The 4811-nt window shown below is 70.1% G+C and carries 7 protein-coding genes; 5 read left to right on the plus strand and 2 right to left on the minus strand.

The features are described 5' to 3' along the window. The coding region (locus AC1DZ6_RS19145) for a LysR family transcriptional regulator (RefSeq protein ID WP_477098730.1) at positions 1-259 on the minus strand (259 nt) is incomplete at its 3' end. 221 nt (positions 260-480) lie between these two features. Here AC1DZ6_RS19145 and cobA point away from each other — a divergent pair. The 5 genes from cobA to AC1DZ6_RS19170 are packed head-to-tail and all read left to right on the plus strand — an operon-like array spanning position 481 to position 4647. Next, complete coding sequence (gene cobA, locus AC1DZ6_RS19150) at positions 481-1347, plus strand: uroporphyrinogen-III C-methyltransferase (protein WP_477098731.1); 867 nt, start codon at positions 481-483, stop codon at positions 1345-1347. Further along, the gene (locus AC1DZ6_RS19155; RefSeq protein WP_477098732.1) at positions 1344-1709 is read left to right on the plus strand and encodes a DUF2849 domain-containing protein; all 366 of its coding nucleotides are present in this window, start codon (positions 1344-1346) and stop codon (positions 1707-1709) included. Before cobA ends, AC1DZ6_RS19155 begins: the two co-directional genes overlap by 4 nt. Before the next feature lies 1 nt (position 1710). Continuing rightward, entirely contained in the window at positions 1711-3369 is a 1659-nt protein-coding gene (locus AC1DZ6_RS19160) for a nitrite/sulfite reductase (RefSeq protein ID WP_477098733.1), read from the plus strand. Beyond that, positions 3353-3871: a DUF934 domain-containing protein gene (locus AC1DZ6_RS19165; RefSeq protein WP_477098734.1), complete on the plus strand. Its 519-nt coding sequence runs from the start codon at positions 3353-3355 to the stop codon at positions 3869-3871. Before AC1DZ6_RS19160 ends, AC1DZ6_RS19165 begins: the two co-directional genes overlap by 17 nt. After that, the gene (locus AC1DZ6_RS19170; RefSeq protein ID WP_477098735.1) at positions 3871-4647 is read left to right on the plus strand and encodes a phosphoadenylyl-sulfate reductase; all 777 of its coding nucleotides are present in this window, start codon (positions 3871-3873) and stop codon (positions 4645-4647) included. The genes AC1DZ6_RS19165 and AC1DZ6_RS19170 overlap by 1 nt, the downstream gene beginning before the upstream one ends. Before the next feature lie 79 nt (positions 4648-4726). On the opposite strand, the gene AC1DZ6_RS19175 is transcribed toward AC1DZ6_RS19170, so the two are convergent. Then, positions 4727-4811: hypothetical protein (locus AC1DZ6_RS19175; RefSeq protein ID WP_477098736.1), on the minus strand; the 85-nt coding region annotated here is incomplete at its 5' end.

Below are 4811 nucleotides of genomic sequence, written 5' to 3' on the forward strand. Positions count from 1 at the left end.
CGGCCAGGCGGTCGAACGCCTCGCGCAGGGCGGGCAGGGCGGTCTGGGCGGCGTCGGTCAGCAGCAGGCCCTTGGGCGTGCGCTTGAACAGGGCCGCGCCGACATAGTCCTCGAGGTTCTGGATCTGCTGACTCACGGCGCCGGGCGTCACCGACAGTTCGTCRGCGGCGCGGCTGAAGTTCAGGTGACGGGCTGCGGCCTCGAAGGCGCGCAGCGCATTCAAGGGAGGCAAGCGACGTCGCTCGGACTGTCTTTCCATGAGTTTTACTGAACGCCCCGGCAGAAGACCTTGTTTGCGAATTGGCCCGTCGCCGCCCAATTTGCAAGCGTTCGCTGACGGAGATGGCCCTTTTCGTCGGGGAACGCGAGCGGGGCGGACCCTAGGGTTCGCCCCGCAATGCTTTCGGCGCAACCGGTTTGGCGAAGTCGCCGGTCCGGGGCGTCGGCAGTGGCGTCTGGCTTATAGAGGACCTGAATCTGATGGCTCGGCCCACGGTCCGATCCGCTTCCCGGTCGAAAGCCGGTCTGGTCGCCATCGGCGGCGGGATCAGCGCGCGTGCGCCCCATTTGCCGTCCGGTTTCGTGACCCTGGTGGGCGCGGGGCCCGGTGATCCCGAGCTGCTGACGATCAAGGCGCTGAAGGCCCTGCAGGCCGCCGACGTGGTCGTCCATGACGGCCTGGTTTCCGACGAGATCCTCGACCTGGCGCCGCCGGCGGCGCGGCGGATCAACGTCGCCAAGCGCAAGTCGCGCCACACCCTGCCGCAGGACGACATCAACCAGCTGCTCGTGGCCCTGGCCCTCGAAGGCCTGGCCGTCGTGCGGCTGAAGGGCGGCGACCCGTTCCTGTTCGGCCGCGGCGGCGAGGAGCTGGCCGCCTGCCGCGAGGCCGGCGTCGACTGCACGGTGATCCCCGGCGTCACCGCCGCCCTGGCCGCCTCGGCCGGGGCCGGCGCGCCCCTGACCCATCGCGGATCGGCCCAGGCCGTGACCTTCGTCACCGGCCACGCCGCGCACGGCGAACCGGACCTGGACTGGACCGCCCTGGCGCGCCCGAACCAGACGGTCGTGGTCTATATGGGCGTCTCGACCGCCGGCCTGATCGCCGAACGCCTGACGGCCGCCGGTCGCGCGGGTTCGACCCCGGCCCTGATCGTCGAGAACGCCAGCCGCGCCGACGAGCGCCGCATCCTGACCACCCTGGCCGGCCTGGCGCTCGCCGCCGAGGGTCTGAAGGGCCCGGCGCTGCTGATGGTCGGCGAGTCCATGGCCATGGCGGAGGTCGGCGTTCCCGACCTGGCCGCCGCCCCCATCCCCCAATCCCAGTCCGCGAGCCTGCGTTCATGAAAGCTGTCACCGCCAATCGCCTGATCGACGGCGAGGTCGTGTTCTGGAAGGCCGGCGCCTGGGTCGAGGGGTTCGGCGACGCCGAGCTGTTCGACGAGACCCGCGACGCCGAGGTCGAGGCCGTGGTCGCCAAGGGCAAGTCCCAGGCGACCGTGATCGTCGATCCCTATCCGATCGACCTGGCGCCGGTAGATGGGGGGCTGGCCCCTGTCAGCTACCGCGAACGCATCCGGGCGCTCGGGCCCACCAACGAACCCACCCACGGCAAGCAGGCCGTCGGCGGCGAGGTGATCGAGGCGCTCCGCCACGCGGCGGGCGCCGCGCGTTCGACCGGCCGCGTCGACCTGATCCGCAGGAAGTAAGATGTATCTGTACGATCCCATCGACCGCGAATTCCTGACGGACCGCTCCAACGAGTTCCGCCACCAGGTGGCCCGCCGCCTGGCCGGCGAGCTGACCGAGGACCAGTTCAAGCCGCTGCGGCTGATGAACGGCCTCTATCTGCAGCTGCACGCCTACATGCTGCGGATCGCCATTCCGTACGGCTCGCTGAACGCCCGCCAGGCCCGCCGCCTGGCCTGGATCGCCCGCACCTACGACAAGAACTACGGGCACATGACCACCCGTCAGAACATCCAGTTCAACTGGATCAAGCTGAAGGACGCGCCGGACATCCTGGACGCCCTGGCCGAGGTGGACCTGCACGCCATCCAGACCAGCGGCAACTGCATCCGCAACGTCACCGCCGATCCCTATGCGGGCGCCACGGCCGAGGAGATCGACGATCCGCGCGTGTGGTCCGAGGTCCTGCGCCAGTGGTCGACCCTGCACCCCGAGTTCAGCTTCCTGCCGCGCAAGTTCAAGATCGCCATCACCGGCGCCCTGACCGACCGCGCGGCGGTCAAGGTGCACGACATCGGCCTGATCCTGCGCAAGGGTCGTGACGGCCAGATCGGCTTCGAGGTGATCGTCGGCGGCGGCCAGGGGCGCACGCCCTATGTGGGCCCCACCATCAAGTCGTACCTGCCGGCCGAGCACCTGCTCAGCTATGTCGAGGCCGTCCTGCGCGTCTACAACCGCCACGGCCGCCGGGACAACATCTACAAGGCCCGGATCAAGATCCTGGTTGCGGCCCTGGGCGCCGAGGAGTTCGCCCGCCAGGTCGAGGAGGAGTGGGGCAAGATCGACCACGCCCGCGCCAACCTGCCGGCCAGCGAACTGGCCCGCGTCCGCGCGGCCTTCRCCCAGACCAATTTCGAGACGCTCCCCGAGGTGTCGGAAGCGTTCGAGACCGCCCGCGCCGCCAGCCCCGCGCTGCAACGCTTCGTCCGCAACAACGTCAAGCCGCACAAGCAGCCCGGCTACGCCATCGTCGAGGTGTCGCTGAAGGCCATCGGCCAGACCCCGGGCGACGCCACGGCCGAACAGCTGGAGGTCGTCGCCGACCTGGCCGAGCGCTACAGCCTGGACGACCTGCGGGTGACCCACGCCCAGAACCTGGTCCTGCCGCACGTCAAGCTGGACGACCTGCCCACCGTTCACGCGGCGCTGGAAGCCGCGGGCCTGGCGACCGCCAACATCGACCTGGCCAGCGACATCATCGCCTGCCCGGGCCTGGACTATTGCGCCCTGGCCAACGCCCGCGCCATCCCGATCGCCCAGGACATCGCCCGCAAGTTCGCCGACCCCGACCGGGCCGAGAAGGTGGGCGAGCTGAAGATCAAGATCAGCGGCTGCATCAACGCCTGCGGCCACCACCATGTGGCCCATATCGGCATTCTGGGCGTCGACAAGAAGGGCGAGGAATTCTACCAGCTCTCGCTCGGTGGATCGGGGGCGGAGGACGCCTCGATCGGCAAGATCCTGGGCCCGGGCCTGTCGGCCGACAAGGTCGCCCCGGCCATCGACGCCCTGGTCGATCGCTATCTGGACATCCGCGCCGCCGACGAGCGCTTCCTCGACACCTATCGCCGCGTCGGCCTCGAACCCTTCAAGGAGGCGGTCTATGCCCAAGCTGATTAAGCTGGTCGGCGCGCCGAGCGACAAGACCTTCGGCGCCGCATGGGCCGAGGACGCCTTCGTCCACGTGGCCGACGACGACGCCCTGCCCGAAGGCGACGTGATCCTGTCCCTGGCCCGCTTCCAGGCCGAGGGCGAGATCCTGCTGTCCAACAGCCGCCGGGTCGGGGTGCGGGTCGAGGCCGACCAGGAGGTCGAGGCCCTGGCCTACGACCTGCCGCGCCTGTCGGTGGTGGCCCTGGCCTTCCCGAAATACCGCGACGGCCGCGCCTACACCTCGGCCCGCCTGCTGCGCGAACGCCTGGGCTTCACCGGCGAGATCCGGGCCGTGGGCGACGTGCTGCAGGAGCAGGCCGGCTTCATGGTCCGCTGCGGCTTCGACGCCTTCGAACCCAATGACGGCGCCACGCCCGAGGCCTGGACCAAGGCCGCCCACCGCTTCCGCCATGTCTACCAGCGCGCGGCCGACAATCGAGTGGTGGCGTTCGAGGAAAGGGCCGGCTGATGGCCTACGACCAGACCGCGACCGAGGTGAAGCCCTGCGCCAAGGCCCCGCCGACGGCGGCTGACCTGGCCGCTCGGCTGGACGCCGAGCTGCGCGACGCCCATCCGGCGACCGTGCTGCGCAAGGCCTACGAGACCTTCGGCGACAAGCTGGCCCTGGTCAGCTCGTTCGGCGCGGAATCGGCGGTGCTGCTGCACCTGGCCAGCCAGGTGTCCAAGGACATCCCGGTGCTGTTCCTCGACACCGGCATGCTGTTTGGCCAGACCCTGGACTACCGCAAGTCGCTGGCCGCCAAGCTGGGCCTGACCGACGTGCGCGACCTGCGGCCGGCCTTCACCGACCTGGCCGTCACCGATCCCAAGTCCGACCTCTGGCGCACCGACACCGACGGCTGCTGCCACATCCGCAAGGTGCTGCCGCTGGACCGCGCCCTGGGCGAGTTCGCCGCCTGGACCACCGGCCGCAAGCGCTTCCACGGCGGCGACCGTCTGCGCCTGCGCGTGGTCGAGGAGACCGAGGGCCAGATCAAGTTCAACCCGCTGGCCAACTGGGGCAAGGCCGAGCTGGACGCCTATGTCGCCGAGCACGACCTGCCGGCCCACCCGCTGGTCGGCCAGGGCTTCCCCTCGGTCGGCTGCTGGCCGTGCACCAAGGCGGTGGACGATCCCAACGCCGACGTCCGCGCCGGCCGCTGGGCGGGCCAGGACAAGACCGAGTGCGGCATCCACGTCGCCCGCGCGCCGGGCGCGGCGCCGAACGTGGGCGAGGGGATCTAGGGGGCTTAGGGCGTCCAGTTCCAGCAGCGCCTGCGGCTTCCGCTTTCGACCCTGAGCGGACGTTCGAGCCCCCTCTCTCTTAGAGAGAGGGAGGGGCCCGCCGCGAAGCGGTGGGAGGGTGAGAGGTTTCACCCTCTCCGGATGAAGCACGGCCAGAAGATCGT

The sequence above is a fragment of the Caulobacter sp. P1_B12_2 genome, from assembly GCF_056406675.1.